Raw genomic sequence first — 23,768 nt, forward strand, 5'->3', positions numbered from 1 at the left:
CACAAACCTCAAACTGAACAAGTGGACGATCAGATCCCGCTCTTCACCGTGCTCCAGACCCGCGTGATGGCGCGCATCTCTTTGGCGTCCTGGGTTTTCTGCGGGAACAGTCGTTGACGAATCTCTTCATCGGGATAAATCGCCGGGTTATTGCGCACGCTGGCATTGAGCAAAGGCGTGGCGGCCGCGTTGCTGTTGGCGTAGTTGATGTAATCGCTCACATCGGCCATCACCTGCGGTTGCATCAGGTAATCGAGGAACTTGTGGGCGTTGGCCACGTGCGGCGCGTCGGCCGGGATGTACATGTTGTCGAACCAGATCAGCGAGCCTTCCTTGGGAATGAAGTAGGCCAGGTTGATCTGCTTCTTGGCCTCTTCGGCACGGGCCATGGCGGTGGCGTAGTCGCCGGACCAGGTCATGGCCATGCACACATCGCCATTGGGCAGGCTGGTCAGGTAATTGACCGAATCGAATTTGCGGATGTACGGCCGTACCGACAACAGCAATTCCTGGGCGGCCTTGAGGTCCTCCGGCGCGGCACTTCGCGGGTCGCGGCCGAGGTACTTGAGGGCCATGGGAATGACTTCGGTGGGCGCATCGAGCAGGGTCACGCCGCAGTCGGCAAATTTGGAGACGATCTTCGGATCGAAAATCATCGCCAGCGAGCCGATCGGTGCGTCCGGCATGCGCTCCTTGATCTTGTCGACGTTGTAGGTGACGCCATTGCTGCCCCAGGTGTAGGGCGCGGAATAGTGAGTGCCCGGGTCAAACCCCTGCATGTCCTGCAAGACTTTCGGGTCAAGATTGTTCCAGCGCGGCAGCAGCTTTTTGTCCAGCGGCTGGAACACCTTGGCCTGGATCAGCGGCGGCGCGAGGGAGGCGTTCAACACGATCAGGTCATAACCGGAGTGACCGGTCAGCAACTTGGCCTGCACCGTTTCATAGGCATCGAAGGTGTCGTAGATGACTTTGATGCCGGTTTCTTTCTCGAAATTCGCCAGCGTCTTCTCGCCGATGTAATCCGCCCAGTTGTAGAGCCGCAGCGTTTTGCTGTCGTCCACGTCAGCGGCATGGGCATTGATGACCAACGAAACAACAAACAGACTGGAAATCACCTTCAGTGTCTTGCGCATTGCACATTCACCTTATCGAGCGAGTTCGGCTCTGGATGAGCGGATGAACCTACTATTGGGCGATTCGCAGGGTGAATCCATACCCCGAATGGGTGTGTCAGCCGATGACATGGCAAAAAGCATCAGGGTGGTTGACCCGTTTTGTCATAGCTCCGGGGTTTGCCTGCCGCTTAAAGTGGCCGCCAAACCGACTCCGCAGGCGCCAGCCATGACTGACCTGATCAAACAAGAACAACGCGATGGCGTGCTGACGCTGACCATCGATCGCCCCGACAAGCTCAACGCGCTGACCAACGCCATGTACACGCGGTTGGCCGACTGGATTTTCGCGGCCGACGAGGACGATTCGATCCGCGTGGTGATCCTGACCGGTGGCCCGAACTGCTTCACCAGCGGCAACGACCTGGTGGACTTTCTGCAAGAGCCACCGACTCACCTCGACAGCCCGGCGTTCCGTCTGATGCGCGCCGTGACGCATCTGCAAAAGCCCTTGATTGCCGCGGTATGCGGCGCTGCCATCGGCATCGGCACCACCCTGTTGCTGCATTGCGATCAGGTCTTGGTGACCCGCAACGCCAAGTTGCGCATGCCGTTCGTCAACATCGGCCTGTGCCCGGAATTCGGCGCCAGCCTGCTGTTGCCGCGCCTGCTCGGTCAGGCCCGTGCCGCGCGTCTGCTGTTGTTGGGCGAAGGCCTCAATGGCGACGAAGCAGTGGCATGGGGCCTGGCCAACGAAGCCTTCGACGACGGCGCGCAGTGCCTTGAGGCGGCCAACAAGATTGCCCAGCGTTTTCTGGCAATGCCTCAGCAATCCTTGCGCCAATCCCGACAATTGATGAAGCAGGACGGCATGGCCGAACTGCAAGCCACCCTGCGCGAAGAGAACACATTGTTCATTCAGCGCCTGAACACCGACGAGGCGAAAAGCGCCTTGAACGCCCTGCTCAATCGCAGTACAGATAAGAATCCACCGAAAGGAAACCAGCCATGAACACCCCGGAAATCTACGTAGTCAGCGCCGCCCGTACCGCCATCGGTTCCTTCGGCGGCTCGCTCAAGGACGTGCCCCTGGCCGACCTGGCGACCACAGCGGTCAAGGCCGCCCTGGAACGTGCCGCCGTGGACCCGGCCCTCGTCGGCCACCTGGTGATGGGCAACGTGATCCCCACCGAATGCCGCGACGCCTACATCTCCCGCGTTGCCGCGATGAACGCCGGCATCCCGAAGGAAACCCCGGCCTACAACGTCAACCGTCTGTGCGGTTCCGGCCTGCAAGCCATCGTCAGCGCCGCGCAGACCCTGCTGTTGGGTGACGCCGACATCGCCATCGGCGCCGGTGCCGAATCCATGAGCCGCGGCCCGTACCTGTTGCCTTCGGCCCGTTGGGGCTCGCGCATGGGCAATGTCCAGGCCGTCGACTATATGCTCGGCATCCTGCATGACCCGTTCCAGAACTTTCACATGGGCATCACCGCCGAGAACGTCGCCGCGCGCAACGGCATTACCCGCGAAATGCAGGACGCCCTGGCGTTCGAAGACCAGAAACGCGCGGCCCATGCCATCGCCAACGGCTACTTCGCCGACCAGATCGCCACCGTTGAAATCCAGGGTCGCAAAGGCACCCAGCTATTCAACGTCGACGAGCACCCTCGTGCCACCACCCTGGAACAACTGGCTTCGATGAAGCCCGCGTTCAAGAAAGACGGCTCGGTCACCGCCGGCAACGCCTCGGGCCTGAACGACGGTGCTGCTGCCTTGGTCATGGCCACCGGTGCTGCGGTACAGGTCAACAACCTGCGCCCACTCGCCCGCCTGGTCAGCTACGCCCACGCCGGCCTCGAGCCGGAACTGATGGGCCTGGGCCCGGTTCCGGCCACCCGTATCGCCCTCAAGCGTGCCGGCCTGACCGTGGCCGACATGGACGTGATCGAAGCCAACATCGCCTTTGCCGCACAAGCTTGTGCCGTCAGCCAGGAACTCGACCTCGACCCGGCCAAGGTCAACCCGAACGGATCGGGCATCGCCCTCGGTCACCCGGTGGGCGCCACCGGCGCGATCATCGCCACCAAGGCCATCCACGAACTGCATCGTACCGGTGGCCGTTATGCGCTGGTGACCATGTGCATTGGTGGTGGTCAGGGGATTGCGGCGATTTTTGAGCGGGCTTGATAGACGGATAAACCTCTAGGAGCGAGCCTGCTCGCGAAAGACGTCCAGACAACGCGTTCAGTCAGACAGCACGCGTTATCGTTGACGTCCATCGCGAGCAAGCTTTGCTCCCACAGTTGATCGTGGCCGAACACAATACCCGGCAACACCACGAATCCCTTGTGGGAGCAAAGCTTGCTCGCGATAGCGGTGTTAAAGACAACATAGAATTTCCCGCAAACAACAACCTGCGCCTTGATATTTCCCACTCGCAACTGGTCGCTTTCCATCAATCCCCCCTCCTCCTCGCCCCCTAGATTAGGACCCACAACAAAGCCGTACCGTGCGGCGCCAGTCACCGAGGAGATCGCCCCGATGCTCAATGTCCAGACTCTCAAATCCCCAGGTTCGATCGACGGCTGGGATCATCAGGACCCGGAAGAAGCCTTCACCCTGCCCTCGCGTTACTTCTACGACGAGACCTTGTTCAAGGCCGAGCGCGACAACATTTTCATGCATGCCTGGCATGTGGCCGGGCATGTCAGTGAGTTCGCCGAGCCGGGGCAGTATGTGGTGACGGATATTTTCGACCAGAGCGTGGTGGTGGCGAAGAATCGGCAGGGGCAGATCCATGCCTTCCACAACGTCTGCCAGCATCGCGGTAATCGCTTGCTCGAAGAGCGTCGCGACACTACCGGGGGCGTGGTGCGTTGTGCCTATCACTCGTGGTGCTACGAAATGGACGGCAGCCTGCGCAGCGCGCCCCGGTGCGAGAAGATGAAGAACTTCGAGTTGCAGCAGTTCAACATTCCGCAGATCCGCACCGAGGAAATGGGCGGTTTCATCTACTTCAATCTTGATCCGAAGGCGCCTTCTCTGCGGGATTTGTTTCCCGGGGCCGATGAAGAAATGCGCCGGGTGTTTCCGGACCTGGCCAACATGCGCCTGATCGAGGAACAGGACGTGATCGTGCCGGCCAACTGGAAGGTGATCATGGACAACTCCATCGAGGGTTATCACTTCAAGTTGTCGGGGCCTTGCCATATCGACCTGGCCCGTCTCATCGACTTCAAGGGTTATCAGTTGACCAAACGCGACAACTGGTGGACCTACATCGCCCCGGCCAATCTCACGGTGACCGAAGCCTACGGCGTGCCGCTGCGCAAGGATCTGAACCCGGACGAGTGCTTCTTCAACATTGGCCTGTGGCCGAACAACACCTTCTACACCTTCCCGTTCTCGGAGTTCCTGGGCTCGTTCATCATGATTCCGCTGGACGCCGAACGCTCGCTGTTGCGCTTCGGGTATTACTCCAACAATGCCGAGACCGCCAAGGTCAGCGAGCAGTGCATGAAGTGGATGAACGAGGACCTGGGGCCGGAGGACATTGCGCTGAATATCTCGGTGCAGAAGGGTTTGCATTCGCTGGGGTATGACCAGGGCCGCTACATGATCGATGCCCAGCGCAGCAATGAGAGCGAGCATTTGGTGCATCACTTTCATCGATTGGTGTTCAACGGGATTCATGGTGAGTCCGCGATCTGAACCAGCCCACATCCTGTAGGAGCAAAGCTTGCTCGCGATGGCGGTGTGTCAGCCGACGCTGATTTTGCCTGACCCACCGCTATCGCTAGCAAGCTTTGCTCCCACAGAGTGTGTGAAATGTTCTTTCAATTATGGAGCACCCCGAACCATGGCCAACCATGCGTTTGATTACCTGATTGTGGGCGCAGGGTCCGCGGGCTGTGTGTTGGCCAATCGCCTGGGCGAAGATCCGGCGGTGAGGATTCTGCTGCTGGAAGCAGGACCTGCGGACAAGAGCTGGACCATCGACATGCCGTCCGCCGTGGGGCTGGTAGTGGGAGGCACGCGCTACAACTGGAGCTACCACTCCGAGCCGGAACCCTATCTGGACGGTCGCCGCATCGGCACGCCTCGGGGGCGAACCCTGGGCGGTTCGTCGTCGATCAATGGCATGGTCTACATCCGTGGCCATGCCCGGGATTACGACAATTGGGCCGAACAAGGCTGCGCGGGCTGGAGTTATCGGGAGGTGCTGCCGTACTTCCGGCGCGCACAAACCCATGCCGGCGGCGTGGACGATTACCGCGGGGCGACCGGGCATTTGCACGTCACCCCCGGCGACACGCAAACGCCATTGTGCGCGGCGTTTCTGGCGGCCGGCGCCGAGGCCGGGTATGGCTTGAGCGACGACCTCAACGGCTACCGTCAGGAAGCCTTCGGTCCGGTGGACCGCACCACTCGCAACGGCCGGCGCTGGAGCACCTCGCGCGGTTATCTGAGCGAAGCGCTGGGCCGGGGTAACGTACGGGTGGCCACCGATGCCCTGGCGTTGCGCATCCTGTTCGACGGCCTGCGTGCCATCGGCATCGAGTACGAACAGAACGGCGAAACCCACACGGCCCATGCCCGCCGCGAAGTGTTGCTGACGGCGGGTGCGATCAATTCGCCGCAATTGTTGTTGCTCTCCGGCATCGGTCCTGCGTCTGAACTGCGCGACCTGGGCATTACGGTCAAGCACGACCTACCCGGCGTCGGCCGACGCCTGAACGACCACCCGGACACTGTCGTGCAGTACCTGTGCAAGAAACCCGTGTCGCTCTATCCCTGGACCACCGCACCGGGCAAATGGTGGATCGGCGCACGCTGGTTCGCCACCCACGATGGGCTGGCGGCAAGCAACCATTTCGAAGCCGGGGCGTTCATCCGCTCCCGGGCCGGGGTCGAACATCCCGACCTGCAATTGACCTTCATGCCGCTGGCGGTGAAACCCGGCAGTGTCGACCTGGTGCCGGACCACGCCTTCCAGATCCATATCGACCTGATGCGCCCCACCAGTCTCGGCAGCGTCACGCTCAATAGCGACGACCCCAGGCAGCCGCCGCGCATCCTGTTCAATTACCTGAAAACCGAGCAGGATCGAGCCGACATGCGCGCCGGTGCCAGGCTGGTGCGCGAGATCATCGGGCAACCGGCCATGGCTGCGTTCAAGGGAGAAGAACTGGTGCCCGGCCCGCAAGCGCAAGGTGACGAAGCGCTGGATGCGTGGGCCAGACAAGTGACGGAAACCGGCTACCATGCCAGCGGCACCTGCAAGATGGGTCCGGTGGGTGATGCCGAAGCAGTGGTCGACCCGCAATTGCGCGTGCATGGCCTCGACGGTTTGCGGGTGGTGGACGCCTCGATCATGCCGTTGATCGTCAGCGGCAACACCAACGCGCCGACGGTGATGATCGCGGAGAAGGCCAGTGACATGATTCGCGGCAGGCAACCTCTGCCGCCCTCCGAAGCGCCGGTATGGATTCACCCGCAATGGCAGACGCAGCAACGATAGAGATCACTCATGAGCAATCAGTCGTCGAGTAACGCAGAAACCCGCTTCACCTGGCGGCGCGGCGAGGTCACGCCGTTGCGCGTGGCGGTGTTGCTGTTGCCGTCGTTTTCCAACTTCGGCCTGGCGGCCGTGCTGGAGCCGCTGGCCATTGCCAACTGGCTGAGCCAGCGCACGTTGTTCCAGTGGTCATTGTTGTCGCTGGACGGCGAACCGGTGGAGGCCAGCAACGGCCTGACCACCGTCGCCAACGATGGCTTGAAGGCCGACCAGGGGTTTGATGTGTGCCTGGTGATCGCCAGTTTCGATGTGCATAAACACAGCCGCAACCTCACGCTCAAGAGCTGGTTGCGCAAACAGGCGCTGTTCGGCGCGGTGTTGATGGGCGTGGAAACCGGCACCGAACTGCTGGCGGCGGCCGGGGTACTCGATGGTTATGAAGCGGCGGTGCATTGGGACAACTTGCAGGGTTTTCAGGAAAGTTATCCACGGGTCCACGCCAAGCCGCAGCTGTACACCCTGGAACGCCAGCGCATGACCTGCGCCGGCGCCACATCGACGCTGGACATGCTGCTCAGTTGGATCGGCCAGAGCATCGACAGCGAACTGGCGCGGGAAATCGGCATGCACCTGTTGATGGGCCAGGTGCGCGCGCCGGCGGACAACCAGCTCGACGGCAGCCTGACCAACACGGGGTTGTACGGCAGCAAGATTCGCCGCGCCGTGCAGTTGATGGAAAAGGCGCTGGAGGAACCGCTGGATTGCGAAGCGATTGCCGGCCAGGTCGGGTTGTCGCGGCGGCAATTGGAGCGGCAGTTCAAGCATCAGACCGGGCTCTCCCCGCTCAAGTACTACATCACCTTGCGCCTGGCCAAGGCCCACAGTTTGCTGCAACAGACACGCTTGAGTGTGGCTCAGGTGGCAGCCTGTTCGGGCTTCGGCTCGCTGGAACATTTCTCCCGCACCTATCGCGCCCGCTTCGGCTGCCCGCCCAGCGAAGATCGCAGTCAGGTCTGGACCGCTCCGGTGATGCGCCAGCCGCTGCGCAAGGCGCAGCGGCCGGTCGAGGCGGATTGATTACTGGCGATAATCCGGTTCTTCCTCGTCCAGAATCCCCAGCAGCGCATTGAAATGCTTGTCGGCAAAGCCCGGATAGTCGAGCCATTGCCGGCAGGTCTTGCGGGCGACTTCATCGCTGGCGATGCGCAACTCCCGTCCCGTTGAAAGCGCGGTGATATAGGTTTCGCAGGCCCGTTCGAAGTAATACAGATCATCGAAAGCCTGGGCGATGCTCGGCGCGGCCACCAGCACCCCGTGATTGCCCATCAACAGAATCGGCTTGCCCCCCAGCAGGCGGCTGACCCGCTCGGCCTCATCCCCCAGGCCCATGCCGTCGAAGCCGTCGTCGATCACCACCCGCTCGAAGAAGCGCATGCAGTTTTGCTCGATGGGCGGCAGGCGCGAATCCTTGAGGCAGGCTAACGCCGTCGCGTATTTGGAATGGGTGTGCAGGATGCAGCGGGCGTGTGGGTGGTTGCGATGCAGGGCGCTGTGCAAGGCCCAGGCGGTGATGTCCGGCGCGTCGGGGCGGTCAAGGCTGGCCGGATCATCGGCGTTGACCAGCAGCAAGTCACTGGCCTTGATTCGCGAGAAATGCTTGCCATAAGGGTTGATCAAGAACTCCCGAACGTCCCCCGACACCGCCACGCTGAAGTGATTGGCGATGGACTCGTGCAGGTTCAGCCGCGCCGCCCAGCGAAACGCGCAAGCCAGGCGGATTCTCAGTTGCTCGACAGGTTGATTCATCCCGTGCTCCACAGACGTTGATCGGTTGCCTGGCAGTGTAGAGGGACGCCTTGCGCGCACTTGATGGGAAACGACATGGGCTGCCGTTATTTCGCTGCGCCACAACTGCTGGAAAACGGCGCGTTTATGCCGCGTTTGATCAAGAGCAGCCTCGATTACACCCTCACAGTAATCCACCTGTGGCGAGTGAATTCACGAAGGATATTTTCTGCATCACCCATAACAACAAAAAGGTTCACCCCTTGAGGAGTCGATCCATGAAAGCCTTGCTCTTGCTTGCATCCCTCACGTTGCCGTTGCATGCCCTGGCCGTCGAGCCGGAATCCTGCGCCACGGTGCGCTTCTCGGACGTCGGCTGGACCGACATCACCGTCACCACCGCCGTCGCCAGCGAAGTGCTGGAATCCCTTGGCTACACGACCAAAACCACGCTGCTGTCGATCCCGGTGACCTACCGCGCCCTGTCCTCGGGCAAGGAGCTGGACGTGTTCCTCGGCAATTGGATGCCGACCACCGAAAACGACATCAAGCCCTACCGCGACGCCGGCACCGTGGAAACCGTACGCGCCAACCTGCATGGCGCCAAATACACCCTGGCGGTGCCCGACTACGTGTACGACGCCGGGCTGCATGACTTCGCCGACATCGCCAAATTCAAGGACAAACTCAACGGCCAGCTCTATGGCATCGAACCAGGCAACGATGGCAACCGGCTGATTCAGACCATGATCGACAAGAACGCGTTCGGCCTGAAGGACTTCAAGATTGTCGAGTCCAGCGAAGCGGCGATGCTCTCGCAACTCAAACGCGCCACGCGCAAGAACGAATGGATGGTGTTCCTGGGCTGGGAACCGCACCCGATGAACACCCGCAACAACATGAAGTACCTCAGTGGCGGCGACGAATACTTCGGCCCGAACTTCGGCCAGGCCACGGTCTACACCAACGTGCGCAAGGACTACCTCAAGGAATGCAGCAACGTCGGCAAGCTGTTGCAGAACATGGAGTTCAGCCTGGCCATGGAGAACCAGTTGATGGATGCGGTGCTGAACCAGAACCAGAAGCCCCGGGCGGCGGCCAAGGCGTGGTTGAAGGCCAATCCGGCGGTGCTGGAGGCCTGGCTTTCCGGGGTTAACAGTCGGGAGGGCAAGGATGGGTTGGCGATGGCCAGTGCACGCTTGGCCAGTCAATAACTGACAACACATTTCAAATGTGGGAGCGAGCCTGCTCGCGAAAGCGGTGTGTCAGACAACAGAGATGTTGAGTGTCAGGCCGCCTTCGCGAGCTGGCTCGCTCCCACAATAAATCTACCGCGATCCCCCCTTCTCATTTCCCGCCAATACCACCTGACGACCGGCAGCAAAAATAAATTGCCACTAAATATGACATGCGTCATATTACGTACGTAATTAAATGCCGTTTCCTACAGGTAATCCTCCATGACCAGCATGCCTTCCGTTGAGCCCGACCTGGCCGTCCCGGTGACCGCCCCCAAGCCTCCCCTGCTCAAACGCCTGCTCCTGCCGACCCTGGGCATCGCCGCGCTGGTGCTGGCCGGTGTGTACGCCGCGCACTGGTGGACGAACGGCCGATTCATCGAGGAAACCGACGACGCCTACATCGGCGGCGACGTGACGGTGATCGGCTCGAAAGTCGCCGGTTACATCGACGAAGTGCTGGTGACCGACAACCAGACGGTCAAGGCCGGTGACGTGCTGATCCGCCTCGATTCCCGCGACTACCGCGCCAATCTGGCCAAGGCCGAAGGCGCGGTGGCGGCTGAAGAAGCCCTGCTCGCCAACCTCGACGCCACCGAACAGCTGCAACAGGCGGTCATTGGCCAGGCCCGTGCCGGCATCGATGCCGCTGGCGCCGAAACCGCCCGTTCGCGGGATGACGATGCCCGCTACAAAAAACTGGTCAGCACCAACGCTGTTTCTGTGGAAAGCGCCCAACGGGCCAACGCCACCTTCAAGACCGCACAGGCTCAAAGCAGCCGTGCCCAGGCTGAATTGCTGGCGGCACAACGGCAACTGAATGTCATCGCCACCCAGAAACAACAAGCCCGCGCCGCTTTGATTCAAGCCAAAGCCGAGCGCGACCTGGCGCAGTTGAACGTCGGCTACACCGAGTTGCGCGCGCCGGTGGATGGCGTGATCGGCAATCGTCGGGCGCGGGTTGGCGCGTATGCCCAGGCCGGCTCGCAACTGTTGTCGGTGGTGCCCTCCAGTGGCTTGTGGGTCGATGCCAACTTCAAGGAAGACCAGCTGGCGCGCATGACGCCCGGCCAGCGGGTAGTGATTCATGCCGACGTGCTGTCGGGGCAGGAATTCCACGGTAATCTGGACAGCCTCGCGCCAGCCAGCGGTTCGCAATTCAGCGTACTGCCGCCGGAGAACGCCACGGGCAACTTCACCAAAATCGTGCAGCGAGTGCCGGTGCGCATCCATCTTGATCCGGCCGACAGCGTGCTCGGCCATCTGCGTCCCGGCCTGTCGGTCACCGCTGAAGTGGACACCCGTAAAGCGCCGGATGCGCCTGCAGTGGCCAGCGCGCCATGAGCCGCGCCCTCGCCGCCCCGGCGCAACCGTTCAATGCCGCGAGCATGGCCACGGCGACCAAGGTCTTCGCCTTCGCCAGCATGTGCATCGGCATGTTCATCGCGCTGCTGGATATCCAGATCGTCTCGGCATCGCTGCGTGACATTGGCGGCGGACTGTCGGCCGGTACCGACGAAACCGCCTGGGTACAGACCAGCTACCTGATTGCAGAAATCATCGTGATCCCGCTGTCCGGCTGGTTATCGCGGGTGTTTTCCACACGCTGGCTGTTCTGCGCCTCCGCCGTGGGTTTTACCCTGACCAGCCTGCTCTGCGGCGTCGCCTGGAACATCCAGAGCATGATCGCCTTCCGCGCCCTGCAAGGGTTTCTCGGCGGCTCGATGATTCCCATGGTGTTCACCACGGCCTTCGTTTTCTTCACCGGCAAGCAGCGGGTGATTGCCGCCGCAACCATCGGCGCGGTGGCTTCGCTGGCACCGACCCTTGGGCCGGTGATCGGTGGCTGGATCACTGATATCTCGTCCTGGCACTGGCTGTTCTACATCAACCTGGTGCCGGGGGTTTTCGTTGCCGTGGCGGTGCCGATGCTGGTGAAGATCGATCAGCCGGAACTCTCGTTGCTCAAGGGCGCCGACTATCTGAGCATGGTGTTTCTGGCACTGTTTCTCGGCTGCCTGGAATACACCCTCGAAGAAGGCCCGCGCTGGAACTGGTTCAGTGACAGCACCATCCTGACCACCGCGTGGATCAGCGGCCTGGCAGGCCTGGCCTTCATCGGCCGGACCCTGCACGTAGCCAACCCGATCGTCGATCTGCGCGCCCTTAAAGACCGTAACTTCGCCCTCGGTTGTTTCTTTTCATTCGTCACCGGGATCGGCCTGTTCGCCACTATTTACCTGACACCGCTGTTTCTCGGTCGGGTGCGCGGCTACGGCGCGCTGGACATTGGTCTGGCGGTTTTCTCCACCGGGGTGTTCCAGATCATGGCGATTCCGCTGTATGCCTTTCTGGCCAACCGCATTGATTTGCGCTGGATCATGATGACCGGCCTGGGATTGTTCGCCTTGTCGATGTGGGATTTCAGCCCGATCACCCACGATTGGGGTGCCAGGGAGTTGATGTTGCCGCAAGCCTTTCGCGGGATTGCCCAGCAACTGGCGGTGCCGCCAGCCGTGACCCTGACCCTGGGCGGGCTGGCGCCGGCGCGGCTCAAACATGCTTCGGGGTTGTTCAATTTGATGCGAAACCTGGGCGGCGCCATCGGCATCGCTGCCTGCGCGACCATTCTCAATGACCGCACCAACCTGCACTTCACCCGGTTGGCCGAACACCTCAACAGCACCAACGAAGCCCTCAACCAGTGGCTGTCCCAGGTCGGCAACAACTTCGCCGCCCTGGGTCAGAGCGGCGATGTCGGGGTCAGTGCCAGCCTGCACCAGCTCTGGCTGCTGACCTACCGCGAAGCGCAGACACAAACCTACGGCGACGCATTCCTGATGATCATGGTCTGCTTCATCGTCGCCACGGCGATGGTGCCCTTGATGCGCAAGGTAGAACCACCGGCCGCGCCGAGTGCGGATGCGCATTGAGGCCAGATCTGAAATTTTGCCCCCTGTGGGAGCGGGCTTGCTCGCGATGGCGTCGGTACATTCAACATCGATGTGACTGACCTACCGCTATCGCGAGCAGGCTCGCTCCTACAGTTAACCGGGGATTGTCAGGCTTGCGGGGTTTTTCGGAAGCCCACAGCCAGACGGTTCCAGCTGTTGATGGTGCTGATGGCCACGGTCAGGTCGACCATTTCTTTCGGCGTGAACTGCGCGCTGACCACGTCGTAGTCTTCGTCCGGGGCGTGGGTCAGGCTGAGCTGGGTCAGGGATTCGGTCCACAGCAGCGCAGCACGCTCGCGCTCGGTGAAGAACGGTGCCTCGCGCCAGGCCGTGACGGCGAACAGCCGGCGTGGGGTTTCACCGCCCTTGATCGCATCGGCGGTGTGCATGTCGATGCAGAAGGCGCAGCCATTGATTTGCGAAGCACGCAGCTTGACCAGCTCGATCAGGTTTTTTTCCAGCGGCAGTTTGGAAACGGCGGTTTCCAGGGCAATCATGGCTTTCAGGGCATCAGGCGAAGCGGTGTAGAAATCGGTACGGGTTTGCATGACGTGCTCCAGGGCAAGTGGGTGTGGACATACGTTAGTCCCGTGGACGGTTTGCACAAATAGCCAATATGGGGGAAGTCGAGTAGGCCACTGCAGAAACGACTCAGCGATACCCTGCCGCTGAACTTCAGCCGCCTGAACCGCTACTGGCTGATCGGTCGAGGCGAGGGTATGGACGTTGTAGGAGCGAGCTTGCTCGCTCTTACAGGAACCGCGCAGCGGCCATACGCCACGAAACTCAGCCCGTCCGCTTGAGCAACCACTGCAAAAACCCTTTCTTCTGCACCACCACCGGCACTTCCTGTGTCAATTCCTGCACTTTGTGCAAGCGGTAATCGAGCAGGGTCTTCATCGCGTCGTTGATGTCGTGCCGGGCTTCCAGGCACGGTCTGAGGTAGGCCTTTTCAATGCGGTAAAGCGTACAAGCCGTTTTCGCGGAGAACACGGCGGGCACCGAACTGTCGATCAGGATGCCGGCCTCGCCGATCACTTCCCCCGGCCCCATGCGCCCGGACTCCATTGGCATGCCGTGGCGGATCAATGAGACCGTGACCACTCCCGACTCGATGATAAACAAGTGATTGCTGACCTCCCCCGCCGCCAGGATCGTCTCCCCGGCGCGAAAGTTTTGCGGGGTCATGTTCTGGCTGAAGGTTTCTTTCTCTTCCTGGCGCAAGGTAGAGAAGATCGGCGAACTGTCGATCAACGCCCGCGCCCGTGACAGGCCGCTCGTCGGCGTGGGTTCCACACTCGACAGCAGGCACACTCCGGATGCCCGCAAGTGCCGGTATGCCAGGTCATACAGTTGATTGCACACCGTGCGCTTTTCACTCATCTGGGCGACAAACCCGCTGATTTCGTATTCCACGCCGGCAGGACTCGAACCTTTGAGCGCCACTTTGGGGCCTGGGTGATTCAACAGGATGCGACAGCCCTGCATCGCCCGCTCCAGGGCATCGATCACGGTTTGCGGGCGCACATGGGGGCTGACCTGCAGACTGATCGATACGCCGAACATATCGCTGGGCCGGCTGAAATTGGTGATCTTGGCCTTGGCGGCCAGTGAGTTGGGAATCACGATCATGCTGCCCTGGGAGGTTTGCAGCCGCGTGGCACGCCAATCGATGTCGATGACCCGGCCTTCTGTGCCGTCGATGGCGATCCAGTCATCCAGTTGATAGGGTTTGGTGGTGTTCAGGACGATGCCGGAAAACACGTCGCTGAGGGTGCTTTGCAGCGCCAGGCCGACAATGATCGCCAAGGCGCCAGACGTCGCCAGTACGCCCTTGACCGGCAGATCGAGCACGTAGGCCAGGGCGGCGATGACCGCGATCAGGAAAATCAACGCACCGAGCAGGTCCTGCAACAATCGCCCGGTGTGCCCCACACTTTGCATCATCGCTGCGCCGATCAGCACCGTCAGGGTCCGCGCGGCGAACAACCACCAGCCTATCTCCAACCCGGTGGCGGCCAGGTGCAGCGGCACATTATCCACCCACGGCGCCTGCTCCAGCGGGTTCATGCCTTCGTTGAACAGCAGGACGCTGTACAACGAGAAAATCACCACCCGTACTAACAGTTTCCAGTTGTGGTGGTTGGCACCGATCAAGCGCCACAGCACCAGATCGATCAGGATCAGGACCAGGGCGCAGATCAACGGGTGTTCGGCAAGCAACGACAGCATCAAGCGGCTCCAGCACAGGACGATGGGCAAAAGATCGCACACATTGGGCACAGTGTAGGAGCAATTGATTTGGCTGGATTCCCCTGACACCACAAAAACAAATGTGGGAGCGAGCCTGCTCGTGATGGCGGCAGAACAGTCACCATTGCAGTGACTGATCAATCGCTATCGCGAGCAGGCTCGCTCCCACAGGGTTAGGTGTTGCCCCGGTTACTTGCTGTTGGTCAGCGTGTTGTAGCTGGTCATCAGGTTGCGGTAGTCCGGGATGTGGTTGGAGAACAGCGTCGCCAGGCCTTCCACGTCGTTGCGCCAGTCGCGATGCAGCTCACAGGCCAGGCCGAACCAGGTCATCAATTGCGCGCCTGATTGGGACATGCGATCCCAGGCCGAGTGACGAGTCACTTCGTTGAAGGTACCGGAAGCGTCAGTGACCACGAACACATCAAAACCTTCGGCCAGCGCCGAGAGTGCCGGGAACGCCACGCACACTTCGGTCACTACGCCGGCGATGATCAGTTGTTTCTTGCCGGTGGCCTTGATCGCCTTGACGAAGTCTTCGTTATCCCAGGCATTGATCTGGCCAGGACGAGCGATGTACGGCGCATCCGGGAACAGTGCCTTGAGTTCGGGCACCAGCGGGCCGTTGGGCCCGGTCTCGAAACTGGTGGTGAGCACGGTTGGCAACTTGAAGTACTTGGCCAGGTCGGCCAGGGCCAACACATTGTTCTTGAAGCGATCCGGTTCAATGTCCCGCACCAGCGACAGCAGCCCCGCCTGATGATCCACCAACAGAACGGCGGCGTTATCCTTGTCGAGACGTTTGTAAGAAGTTGTCATGGCAGTAGTCCTCGCGTGTTATCGATGCCGAGTGGAAATCGGCGTGGGGTACCCGGTTAGCGCTGGGAATCCAGCACTTCGTGTTCATTCGCCACTTGCTGAGCCTTGAGGTAGCTCTCGATCAGCAATTGATAATGCGGCATGGCCTGGGCATAGACAGCGGCCCACTGCTCGGCGTCCGGACGGTTCCACGAGCCTTGCAGCTCAGAGAGCGTAGCCATAATGTCGATTGGCACCACCCCGGCCTGGGACAAGCGGGCAATTGTCAGATCAGTGGCCAGTTTCGAGTGGTTGCCGGAAGCATCGACCACCGCGAATACCTTGTAGCCTTCGTGTACGGCGGCGATGGACGGGAACGCCAGGCAAACGCTGGTCAGGGTGCCGGCGATCACCAGGGTTTTCTTGCCGGTGGCTTTGACTGCCGCGTGAAACTCGGCGTTGTCCCAAGCGTTGATTTCACCCTTGCGCGCCACGTACCGGGCATGCGGCGCGGCTTCGTGAATTTCCGGAATCATTGAAGCGCGATCGATCAGCCGTGCATCCGGCCGAAGCGACCGGACTGGAAATCGGCGAAGGCCTGGTGGATTTCCTGCTCGGTGTTCATCACGAATGGACCATGACCGACGATCGGCTCGTCAATCGGCTCGCCGCTGAGCAACAGCACCACCGCGTCCTCGCTGGACTCAAGGGTCAACTGATCGCCTTTGCGGTCGAACAGCGCCAACTGCCCCTGGCGCACCGACTCCAGGCCATTGACCTGAACCGAGCCGCGCAGGACCACCAGCGCCGTGTTGCGCCCTTCATGCAGATCAAGCGTGAGCAATTTGCCGGCATTCAGACGGATGTCCCAGACATCGACCGGGGTAAAGGTGCGCGCCGGTCCGGTGTGACCGTCGAACTCACCGGCGATCAAGCGCAGGCTGCCGGCGTTGTCCTTGAGCGCGATGCCTGGAATGTCGCCATCCAGAATGGTTTGGTAGCCGGCATCGGCCATTTTGTCCTTGGCCGGCAGGTTGACCCACAGCTGCACCATTTCCAGGGTGCCGCCGGTTTTGGCGAAACCTTCGGAGTGGAACTCTTCATGGAGAATGCCCGAGGCCGCGGTCATCCATTGCACGTCGCCAGGGCCGATCTTGCCGCCGCTGCCGGTGGAGTCACGGTGCTCCAGTTCGCCTTTGTAAACGATAGTCACGGTTTCGAAGCCACGGTGCGGATGCTGACCAACGCCTCGTCGCTCGGTGGTCGGCGTGAATTCGGCGGGACCGGCATGGTCCAGCAGCAGAAACGGGCTGATGTGTTTGCCCAGGTTGTCGTAGGAAAACAGCGTGCGAACCGGGAAACCGTCGCCGACCCAATGGGTCCGTGGGCTGGTATAGATACCGATGATGCGTTTCATGGTGCCTCCAAATAAGGTGAGTAAAGCCATGGGCAAAGCTTAAAACTGTGACCTTTTCTGCACTAGACTGCAAAAATCAGCCTTAGCGTTCTATTTGGAGAACGACGGTGGAAGACCTCAACACCCTCTATTACTTCACCCAAGTGGTGGAACATCATGGTTTCGCCGCGGCCGGGCGGGCACTGGACATGCCCAAGTCCAAGCTCAGCCGACGTATCGCCGAGCTTGAAGAACGCCTGGGCGTACGCCTGCTCAACCGCACCAGCCGCCATTGTTCGTTGACCGAAATCGGCCAGGCCTATTACCAGCGTTGCCTGGCCATGCGGGTGGAAGCAGAAAGCGCCGCCGAACTGATCGAACGCAATCGCTCCGAGCCCCAGGGCCTGGTGCGCATCAGTTGCCCGACGGCGTTGCTCAACACCTGGGTCGGGCCGATGCTGACCCGCTACATGCTCAAATACCCGTTGGTGGAGTTGTTCATCGAAAGCACCAACCGCCGGGTCGACCTGATCCACGAAGGCTTCGACATTGCCCTGCGGGTGCGTTTTCCGCCGCTGGAAAACACCGACCTGGTAATGAAGGTATTGGGCAACAGCACCCAGAGCATCGTGGGCAGTCCGGTGTTCGCCGAAGGTTTATCGACACCGCCGTCGCCAGCCGACCTCAGCGGCTTGCCCAGCCTGCATTGGGGCGCGGCGCAGCGTGAATATCAGTGGGAATTGTTGGGTAGCGAGGGTGCCAGCGCGGTGATACGTCATGCGCCAAGGATGGTCACCGATGACCTGTTGGCCCTGCGTCACGCAGCCATCGCCGGGGTCGGCATCGCCCACTTGCCCAGCGTGGTGGTGCGCGACGACATCGCCGCCGGACACCTGGTGGAACTGGTGCCGGGCTGGGCGCCGAAGAGCGGGATCATCCATGCGATTTTCCCGTCACGCCGTGGGTTGCTGCCGTCGGTACGGTCGTTAATCGACTTTCTGGGGGAAGAGTTCAGTCATAGTGATATTGCTTAGGGGTAAGGCTTTAAACCGTGTTGACCCCATCGCGGGCAAGCCCGCTCCCACAGGTCCGGTGGCTGAACAAAAATTGTGAAACACCTCGGTCCTTGTGGGAGCGGGCTTGCCCGCGATGGCGCCAGACTGAACACCACACATTCATCTGGCTGCCCCCCGATTCTTGACTTGCGGTAAATATTGCTTTGCCAATCCAGCGGTTTTTCTCACGGATGCAGGCGCGGATACTCGCGCTCATTCCCACCGCAACCTCTGGAGTCATTCATGTCTATCCCCGCATTCGGTCTGGGCACCTTTCGCTTGCAAGGCCAGGTGGTCATCGATTCGGTCAGCACCGGCCTGGAACTGGGCTACCGGGCCATCGACACCGCGCAAATCTACGAAAACGAAGCCGACGTCGGCGAAGCCATCGCCGCCAGCGGCATCGCCCGCGAAAAACTGTTCATCACCAGCAAGATCTGGGTGGCCAACTTCGCCGGGGATCGCCTGATCGAAAGCCTCAAGGAAAGCCTGCAAAAACTGCGGACCGACTATCTGGACCTGACCCTGATCCACTGGCCATCGCCGGAAGACCAGGTGCCGGTCGAAGAATTCATGGGCGCCCTGCTCGAAGCCAAGCGCCTGGGCCTGACCCGTCAGATCGGCGTGTCTAACTTCACCGTCGACTTGATGAAACAAGCCATCGCCGCCATCGGTGCCGAGCACATTGCCACCAACCAGATCGAGCTGCATCCGTATCTGCAAAACCGCAAGGTTGTCGAGTTCGCGCATAGCCAGGGCATCCAGATCACGTCGTACATGACCCTGGCCTACGGTGAAGTGCTCAAGGACCCGGTCATTGCCCGGATCGCCGACCGCCTGCAAGCGACTCCGGCACAAGTCACTCTGGCCTGGGCCATGCAACTGGGGCACGCGGTGATTCCTTCCTCCACCAAACGCGCCAACCTCGCCAGCAACCTCAAGGCCGGCGCCATGAAATTGAGCGACGCCGACATGGCGTTGATCGCCGGTCTGGATCGCGACCATCGCCTGACCAGCCCGAAAGGCATCGCACCGATCTGGGATTAACGAGCGGGGTCTAGCCTAAATCCTGCTCGAGCCTGTAGTCCAGGCGGGTCATGGCTTGATGCAACTGATCGACGGCGGCGTCGATCAGTGAGGCATCCCCCCTACCGCATGCACGCTCCAGTTGCTCACAACACTCGACCAGATTCTGCGCCCGGACCATCTGCGCCCCACCCTTGATACGGTGTGCCAGGTCCTGCAAACCGTGATAATCGCCGCTGGCATGGACTTGCAGCAGGCGCTCGCGGTCATCGCGATTGGTCACGGCCAGGTCGCTCAACAGCTGGGTAATCAGTTCATCGTCGGCCCCCGTGAATTTGCGCAGCCCGCTCAAGTCGATTTCATTGGGGGAAGGCAATGGGGTCACGCCTGCCGGTTCGCTGGAGAATCTCGAGGCCAACCATGCGCTCAAGTCGACCAGCCGGATCGGCTTGAACAGGCAGTCGTCCATGCCGGCTTCAACGCAACGAACTTTTTCCTCGGGTCGCGCATTGGCGGTGAAGCCCAGGATCACCGTCCGCTCCCCCACTTCAAACCGCTCCTCATCGCGGATCGCTCCCGCCAGTTCATAACCGCTGACCTTCGGCATGTTGCAATCGGTGATGACCAGATCGAAGGCGCGTTCACGCCATTGCTCGAAACCTTGTTGGCCATCCTCCGCGACCTGAACCTGATGCCCCAAATAACTCAATTGCCGTGAAAGCAATTCACGATTGGGTGGGTAATCGTCGACCACCAGAATGCTCAAGGGACGAACCTGCGATTTCTCCTGCGGCATTTCAATGTCGGGCAATGCTTGCAACGCCACCAGTTCCAAGCTGATGTCCACCCGGCTACCGCGCCCGAGAGCACTGTAGAGCTGCAAGCGTCCCCCCATCATTTCGCACAAGGTACGGCTGATCACCAACCCAAGGCCGGAACCCTGTCGGCCAGCTTGCGGACTGTTCCCCGCCTGCACGAACGGGCTGAACAGCCGTTGCTGGTCATAGGTACTGATGCCGATGCCGCTGTCTTCGATGCACAGCGTGACGGCAAGACGGTCAGGCGGTGCGGGCACCACCCGCAAGCACAGGCTGACCTCGCCTTCGTGGGTGAACTTGATCGCATTGCTCAGCAAATTGGACAGCACCTGCTTCAAGCGCGTGGCGTCGACCAGCACATCGCGGTCGCTGTGCTCACCCAATTCCACCCGCCACCGCAGGTTCTTCTGCCGTGCCAGGCCTTCGAAAACCCGGCACACCGACATCACCAACGCCTGCAGATTGGCCCGCTCCGGCGACAGCGACAGTTGCCCGGACTCGATACGGGCAATGTCCAGAATGTCGCCAATCAATGCCAGCAGCTGTTGCCCGGCCTTGGACGCCACCTCGATGGCCGCACGGTCGGTAACGCCCTCCTCGGCCCTTTTCTGCGCCAGTTCAAGCATGCCCAACAGGGCGTTCATCGGCGTGCGGATCTCATGGCTCATGGTGGCCAGGAACGTGGTCTTGGCGCGGTTGGCATCGTCGGCGGCGTCCTTGGCCTCCTGCAGTTGCCCCAGCAGTTGTTGGCGCAAACGAATCTGCCGACGCTGCCAGGCGATCCCGGCCAAGGCTAGCAACAGCAGGAAACCGGCCGCGGCGAATGCCTGAAAAATGGACTGTCGGTGACGTAGCCAAACGCTTTGCTCCACCATCAGGTCATTGCGCCAAAGAAGCCTCAGCTCCTCGATTTCTTCTGGGGGGATACTGAGCAACGCCTTGTCCAGGATCGAATGCAGCTCGGTCGCCTCGCGACTGGTCGCCAGGGTACTGCGGGCGGGATCGATGCCCACCGTGCTGGTCACTTGCAGGCGATCGCGGTATTGCCGGGAAATCAGGTAACGGGCACTGATCAACGAATTGATACTGCCATCGGCCTTGCCCTGGGCGACCATTTCCATGGCATCCGCTGACAAGGGGGCATCCAGACAGCGGATCAGCGGGAAGTGTTGCCGAACGAACTCGCCGGCAATGTTGCCGTAAGTCATTGCCAGGGTTTTTCCCGCCATCTCTTCGAGGGTTCTGGGGCTGTCGGGCGCCACGCGAGTCACCAGCACGGAAGGACTGCTCAGGAATGGCCGGGTAAACAGCAGGTCCTCTTCACGCCGGGTACTGAGGCCGATCCCGGCCAGCACGTCGACCTCTCCGCTCTTGATGCCGTTGACCATGTCCGTCACCGACCGCATGGCGCGGATGTCGAATTGCAACCCGGTGCGCAGGCTGATTTTCGTCAGCACATCGACCCCGATACCGCGAAACTTGCCATCGCTGTCGATGAAGGTGATCGGCGGGATATTGTCGTTGATCGCCACGCTCACACGCGGGTGTCGGTCGAGCCAGCGTTGTTCGGCCACGCTCAATTGCAGTGATTTCGTGCCCGGCATCGACGCCCCGTTCGCCCCCCACCGCCGTAGAATATTCATCTGTTCATTGGCCGGGATCGCCGCCAATGCCTGGTTGACGATGCGCAACAGCCGCCGGTTGTCGCGGCTCAGGGCAAAGGCGAAGTGACCGGGTTCCATGGGTGAAAAGTCGGCCAGCAGGACGTTATTGAGATAGTTTTTGCTGATCAGGTAATGGGCAGAGAGGGCATCCCCCAGAAAGACATCCGCCTGACCGAAAGCCACCGCCCCCACGGCTGCCAGGGTCGAGGGGTAAAGCCGAACATCAGTCTCGGGATAGAACTGTTTTACGCTGTGTTCAGGCAGGTAGTGGTCCACCATCGCCAGGCGCTTGCCGGCCAAGGTCGGGTCCGGCACATTCGGCAAATCGGTACGTGCCACCAGTACCGGTTGATCGACGGCATAGGCGCTGGACATCTGTAGCTGTGGATCCTGTGCCTCATAACGGTTGGCCGTTCCCAGCAAGTCCGCATCCCCTTGCTTGAGCGCCCGGATTGCCTCCTCTCGCGACGTAAGGCGCCGCACCTGAACCTCCACCTGTAACAACTGACTGAGCAGACCGGCATAGTCCGCCGTCATGCCTTCAAGTGCGCGATCGGTGGGGGTGATTTCGAAGGGGCGGATAAGGGACTGAAACGGCCAGCACCAGCTTGCCTTTTTGCTGCAACCAGCGGGTATCGGCTTCAGAGAGCCGGGCGGTATAACCCTCTACGCTGGAGCGTCCCAGCAACGTCAGTGTTTGTGGTTGGGCGCTGACAGTGATGCCCCACAGGACAACGCCCAGCAATAGCAGGCTTTTCAAAACGCGCGGACATCGCAAGGCGTTCATTCAGATCAAATGATTGCGCAAGGCAAGATCGCGCAAATGCACCAACGACTCCACGTTGAGTTTTTCGATCAAACGGGTCTTGTAGGTGCTGACGGTCTTGTGGCTCAAATGCAGGGCCTCGGCGATGGCCTTGTTGCTCATGCCCCGGGCCAGTTGCTGGAAGATCGTCAATTCGCGGTCCGACAAATTGTCGATCATCTGTTTTTCGGTGCGTTGCATGATGCTCATCGACACCGAACTCGAGGGCAGGCGCGCGAAATAGGTGTATCCGCCCATCACCGCGTGCACGGCTTTTTGCAAATGCTCCAGATCGTTGGTCTTGGCGACATAGGCCGAGGCACCGGCACGCATGCAACGATCCTGGAAATGCTCCGCTTCCTGGGACGTGAAGACCACGATCCGGCACCGCACTTCGCTTGCCTGGATACGTGCCAGCACCTCCAGCCCGTCGAGGCACGGCATGTTCAAATCCAGCACCACCAGATCCGGCTCGTGCTGGCGGATCATCGGTAAAACTTCGTTGCCAGTGCCGGCTTCAAGGATGTGCTTGTAGCCCTCCTGCCTGAGTACGATTTTGAGTGCCCCGCGAATCACCGGATGATCGTCCGCAATCAACACTCGCTTCATGGCAACTCCCTGGGCAAAAACACGACGATGGGGCAAGACCCAGATTAAACGCAGTGGCTGCGCATAGACTCTGGCACGGATAACTGCGCTGCACTACCTGACAGAAATGACAGTGCCGACGAACGGTAACCGCGGATCGACGACGGCCATCAGACGCTGGATCGATGCGAGATCAGGCAACGAAGCGTGGCTTACCTGAACCCCCTGTTTTTCACAGGCGGGAATGGGTGACAGCCCGGCCTGCGCACCGTTGTAGATCAACACGTGATCCAGTTGCCGGTTATCGAGGCACAAATCCAGTAGATCCAGCTTGCCATCGGCCAGTGCAGCATCGACGACCAGCAGGTCGAAGGGCTCGCTGGCGTACTCCACCAGAATCAGCAGTTCTTCGAGGCTCTGCACCGGCGCCACCCCGTAGTAGCCAAGCTGGTTGAACCAGCGTTCGATCCGCAACCGGTGAAAGTGTTGTTCGTCAGCGATCAGGATGCGTAATGACTTGTTCGACAACGTGGCCCCCCGCAAGCGAGTCAGATTAATGAGGGCGCAAGGCTACGGAAGACCCCTCGAGCTTTCTGTAGGACTTTTCCTAAATACCAACCCCCATCGGATACGCGCGATCACAATTGTTGCGTCCCCCTGTGGGAGCGAGCCTGCTCGCGAAAGCGGTGGGTCAGTCAGCATGGATATTGGATGGGATGGCCTCTTCGCGAGCAGGCTCGCTCCCACCGTGGATCTCG

19 protein-coding genes and 2 pseudogenes are annotated in these 23,768 nt (G+C 60.7%); 10 read left to right on the forward strand and 11 right to left on the reverse strand.

Going from position 1 to position 23,768, the window contains the following annotated elements:
- Nucleotides 1-29: 29 nt before the first annotated feature.
- Entirely contained in the window at nt 30-1,133 is a 1,104-nt protein-coding gene (locus LAB08_RS20990) for a polyamine ABC transporter substrate-binding protein (RefSeq protein ID WP_096509898.1), read from the reverse strand.
- 208 nt (nt 1,134-1,341) lie between these two features.
- On the opposite strand from LAB08_RS20990, the gene LAB08_RS20995 reads away from it, so the two are divergent.
- Both LAB08_RS20995 and LAB08_RS21000 read left to right on the forward strand, forming a co-directional pair.
- A complete protein-coding gene (locus tag LAB08_RS20995) occupies nt 1,342-2,124 on the forward strand; it encodes an enoyl-CoA hydratase-related protein (protein WP_096509897.1) in 783 nt (260 codons plus the stop codon).
- Nucleotides 2,121-3,302: an acetyl-CoA C-acyltransferase family protein gene (locus tag LAB08_RS21000; protein ID WP_096509896.1), complete on the forward strand. Its 1,182-nt coding sequence runs from the start codon at nt 2,121-2,123 to the stop codon at nt 3,300-3,302. The genes LAB08_RS20995 and LAB08_RS21000 overlap by 4 nt, the downstream gene beginning before the upstream one ends.
- Here the strand turns inward: LAB08_RS21000 and LAB08_RS21005 are convergent.
- On the reverse strand, nt 3,269-3,571 hold the full coding sequence (locus tag LAB08_RS21005) for a hypothetical protein (RefSeq protein ID WP_096509895.1): 303 nt from the start codon (nt 3,569-3,571) through the stop codon (nt 3,269-3,271). The two genes, LAB08_RS21000 and LAB08_RS21005, sit on opposite strands and share 34 nt — an antisense overlap.
- An 85-nt stretch (nt 3,572-3,656) precedes the next feature.
- On the opposite strand from LAB08_RS21005, the gene LAB08_RS21010 reads away from it, so the two are divergent.
- The 3 genes from LAB08_RS21010 (at nt 3,657) to LAB08_RS21020 (ending at nt 7,710) form a co-directional block, all read left to right on the forward strand.
- Complete coding sequence (locus LAB08_RS21010) at nt 3,657-4,826, forward strand: aromatic ring-hydroxylating oxygenase subunit alpha (protein ID WP_096509894.1); 1,170 nt, start codon at nt 3,657-3,659, stop codon at nt 4,824-4,826.
- Between the two features lie 148 nt (nt 4,827-4,974).
- On the forward strand, nt 4,975-6,636 hold the full coding sequence (locus tag LAB08_RS21015; RefSeq protein WP_096509893.1) for a choline dehydrogenase: 1,662 nt from the start codon (nt 4,975-4,977) through the stop codon (nt 6,634-6,636).
- A 9-nt stretch (nt 6,637-6,645) separates the two neighbouring features.
- A complete protein-coding gene (locus LAB08_RS21020) occupies nt 6,646-7,710 on the forward strand; it encodes a GlxA family transcriptional regulator (RefSeq protein ID WP_096509892.1) in 1,065 nt (354 codons plus the stop codon).
- On the opposite strand, the gene LAB08_RS21025 is transcribed toward LAB08_RS21020, so the two are convergent.
- Nucleotides 7,711-8,439 carry a class II aldolase and adducin N-terminal domain-containing protein gene (locus tag LAB08_RS21025; RefSeq protein ID WP_096509891.1) on the reverse strand — a complete coding sequence of 243 codons (729 nt, stop codon included), beginning with the start codon at nt 8,437-8,439 and terminating at the stop codon, nt 7,711-7,713.
- Between the two features lie 257 nt (nt 8,440-8,696).
- On the opposite strand from LAB08_RS21025, the gene LAB08_RS21030 reads away from it, so the two are divergent.
- The 3 genes from LAB08_RS21030 (at nt 8,697) to LAB08_RS21040 (ending at nt 12,589) form a co-directional block, all read left to right on the forward strand.
- Entirely contained in the window at nt 8,697-9,632 is a 936-nt protein-coding gene (locus LAB08_RS21030) for a choline ABC transporter substrate-binding protein (RefSeq protein WP_096509890.1), read from the forward strand.
- Nucleotides 9,633-9,878: 246 nt separating this feature from the next.
- On the forward strand, nt 9,879-11,000 hold the full coding sequence (locus LAB08_RS21035; protein ID WP_096509889.1) for an HlyD family secretion protein: 1,122 nt from the start codon (nt 9,879-9,881) through the stop codon (nt 10,998-11,000).
- Nucleotides 10,997-12,589, forward strand: coding sequence for a DHA2 family efflux MFS transporter permease subunit (locus LAB08_RS21040; protein ID WP_096509888.1), 1,593 nt, complete (start codon nt 10,997-10,999; stop codon nt 12,587-12,589). The genes LAB08_RS21035 and LAB08_RS21040 overlap by 4 nt, the downstream gene beginning before the upstream one ends.
- Nucleotides 12,590-12,717: 128 nt before the next feature.
- Here LAB08_RS21040 and LAB08_RS21045 read toward each other — a convergent pair whose 3' ends face one another.
- The 5 genes and pseudogenes from LAB08_RS21045 to LAB08_RS21065 form a co-directional block, all read right to left on the reverse strand.
- Nucleotides 12,718-13,158, reverse strand: a complete 441-nt coding sequence (locus LAB08_RS21045; protein ID WP_096509887.1) for a carboxymuconolactone decarboxylase family protein — start codon at nt 13,156-13,158, stop codon at nt 12,718-12,720.
- A gap of 238 nt (nt 13,159-13,396) precedes the next feature.
- Nucleotides 13,397-14,842, reverse strand: coding sequence for a mechanosensitive ion channel domain-containing protein (locus tag LAB08_RS21050; RefSeq protein ID WP_096509886.1), 1,446 nt, complete (start codon nt 14,840-14,842; stop codon nt 13,397-13,399).
- 210 nt (nt 14,843-15,052) lie between these two features.
- Complete coding sequence (gene ycaC, locus LAB08_RS21055) at nt 15,053-15,679, reverse strand: isochorismate family cysteine hydrolase YcaC (protein ID WP_096509885.1); 627 nt, start codon at nt 15,677-15,679, stop codon at nt 15,053-15,055.
- 56 nt (nt 15,680-15,735) lie between these two features.
- A pseudogene (locus LAB08_RS21060) lies at nt 15,736-16,194 on the reverse strand (isochorismatase family protein); the annotation flags it as partial.
- A gap of 14 nt (nt 16,195-16,208) precedes the next feature.
- Nucleotides 16,209-17,075 (reverse strand): pirin family protein, encoded by an 867-nt coding sequence (locus LAB08_RS21065; protein WP_096509884.1) that lies wholly within the window; start codon nt 17,073-17,075, stop codon nt 16,209-16,211.
- 107 nt (nt 17,076-17,182) lie between these two features.
- On the opposite strand from LAB08_RS21065, the gene LAB08_RS21070 reads away from it, so the two are divergent.
- Nucleotides 17,183-18,088, forward strand: a complete 906-nt coding sequence (locus LAB08_RS21070; RefSeq protein WP_096509883.1) for a LysR substrate-binding domain-containing protein — start codon at nt 17,183-17,185, stop codon at nt 18,086-18,088.
- Nucleotides 18,089-18,352: 264 nt separating this feature from the next.
- Nucleotides 18,353-19,156: a 2,5-didehydrogluconate reductase DkgB gene (dkgB, locus tag LAB08_RS21075; protein ID WP_096509882.1), complete on the forward strand. Its 804-nt coding sequence runs from the start codon at nt 18,353-18,355 to the stop codon at nt 19,154-19,156.
- Between the two features lie 10 nt (nt 19,157-19,166).
- Here dkgB and LAB08_RS21080 read toward each other — a convergent pair.
- The 3 genes and pseudogenes from LAB08_RS21080 to LAB08_RS21090 form a co-directional block, all read right to left on the reverse strand.
- Nucleotides 19,167-22,404, reverse strand: a pseudogene (locus LAB08_RS21080) (transporter substrate-binding domain-containing protein).
- Nucleotides 22,405-23,031, reverse strand: a complete 627-nt coding sequence (locus LAB08_RS21085; protein ID WP_096509881.1) for a response regulator transcription factor — start codon at nt 23,029-23,031, stop codon at nt 22,405-22,407.
- A 93-nt stretch (nt 23,032-23,124) separates the two neighbouring features.
- On the reverse strand, nt 23,125-23,538 hold the full coding sequence (locus tag LAB08_RS21090; protein ID WP_096509880.1) for a chemotaxis protein CheY: 414 nt from the start codon (nt 23,536-23,538) through the stop codon (nt 23,125-23,127).
- Nucleotides 23,539-23,768: the final 230 nt, after the last annotated feature.

The organism is Pseudomonas izuensis, assembly GCF_002356535.2.
Taxonomy (GTDB): domain Bacteria; phylum Pseudomonadota; class Gammaproteobacteria; order Pseudomonadales; family Pseudomonadaceae; genus Aquipseudomonas; species Aquipseudomonas izuensis.

Coding starts and splice junctions, on each gene's coding strand:
- LAB08_RS20990 (WP_096509898.1), bottom strand. CDS start 1,133: ATGCGCAAGACACTGAAGGTGATTTCCAGTCTGTTTGTTGTTTCGTTG.
- LAB08_RS20995 (WP_096509897.1), top strand. CDS start 1,342: ATGACTGACCTGATCAAACAAGAACAACGCGATGGCGTGCTGACGCTG.
- LAB08_RS21000 (WP_096509896.1), top strand. CDS start 2,121: ATGAACACCCCGGAAATCTACGTAGTCAGCGCCGCCCGTACCGCCATC.
- LAB08_RS21005 (WP_096509895.1), bottom strand. CDS start 3,571: ATGGAAAGCGACCAGTTGCGAGTGGGAAATATCAAGGCGCAGGTTGTT.
- LAB08_RS21010 (WP_096509894.1), top strand. CDS start 3,657: ATGCTCAATGTCCAGACTCTCAAATCCCCAGGTTCGATCGACGGCTGG.
- LAB08_RS21015 (WP_096509893.1), top strand. CDS start 4,975: ATGGCCAACCATGCGTTTGATTACCTGATTGTGGGCGCAGGGTCCGCG.
- LAB08_RS21020 (WP_096509892.1), top strand. CDS start 6,646: ATGAGCAATCAGTCGTCGAGTAACGCAGAAACCCGCTTCACCTGGCGG.
- LAB08_RS21025 (WP_096509891.1), bottom strand. CDS start 8,439: ATGAATCAACCTGTCGAGCAACTGAGAATCCGCCTGGCTTGCGCGTTT.
- LAB08_RS21030 (WP_096509890.1), top strand. CDS start 8,697: ATGAAAGCCTTGCTCTTGCTTGCATCCCTCACGTTGCCGTTGCATGCC.
- LAB08_RS21035 (WP_096509889.1), top strand. CDS start 9,879: ATGACCAGCATGCCTTCCGTTGAGCCCGACCTGGCCGTCCCGGTGACC.
- LAB08_RS21040 (WP_096509888.1), top strand. CDS start 10,997: ATGAGCCGCGCCCTCGCCGCCCCGGCGCAACCGTTCAATGCCGCGAGC.
- LAB08_RS21045 (WP_096509887.1), bottom strand. CDS start 13,158: ATGCAAACCCGTACCGATTTCTACACCGCTTCGCCTGATGCCCTGAAA.
- LAB08_RS21050 (WP_096509886.1), bottom strand. CDS start 14,842: ATGCTGTCGTTGCTTGCCGAACACCCGTTGATCTGCGCCCTGGTCCTG.
- ycaC (WP_096509885.1), bottom strand. CDS start 15,679: ATGACAACTTCTTACAAACGTCTCGACAAGGATAACGCCGCCGTTCTG.
- LAB08_RS21065 (WP_096509884.1), bottom strand. CDS start 17,075: ATGAAACGCATCATCGGTATCTATACCAGCCCACGGACCCATTGGGTC.
- dkgB (WP_096509882.1), top strand. CDS start 18,353: ATGTCTATCCCCGCATTCGGTCTGGGCACCTTTCGCTTGCAAGGCCAG.
- LAB08_RS21085 (WP_096509881.1), bottom strand. CDS start 23,031: ATGAAGCGAGTGTTGATTGCGGACGATCATCCGGTGATTCGCGGGGCA.